At 57.3% G+C, this 253-nt stretch carries 1 protein-coding gene; it reads right to left on the bottom strand.

Annotated features, from left to right (window positions below; all coding sequences use genetic code 11):
• A partial coding sequence (locus tag IV91_RS0111125) for a transposase (protein ID WP_031598373.1) occupies nucleotides 1-253 on the bottom strand: 253 nt, incomplete at both ends.

Genomic DNA, 253 nt, shown 5'->3' with positions numbered 1-253 from the left:
GATGGTCAGCGCCGAACCCAATCGGACCCGCACCACCAGGGCCAGTGTGACCCAACCTTGGCTGTTCAAAAAGGTGGGCCGGTTGGCCTTGTGGCTGTGATCGTGTTTGACGCTGATCCCCGGCCCCTTCTTCGCGCAACGAGGAACCAGCGTATCGTCGATAATCAGGTTGACCAGCTCGTTTGGAAAAACTCTTTGCGTCAATTGCAGCAATTGAATGGACAAGTCGGCGACCGAGACATTCGCCCGCTCG

The organism is Ferrovum myxofaciens (assembly GCF_000735045.1).
Taxonomy (GTDB): domain Bacteria; phylum Pseudomonadota; class Gammaproteobacteria; order Burkholderiales; family Ferrovaceae; genus Ferrovum; species Ferrovum myxofaciens.
The sequence above is the reverse complement of the archived record's forward strand: the minus strand, read 5'-3'. Positions and strand labels throughout refer to the sequence as shown.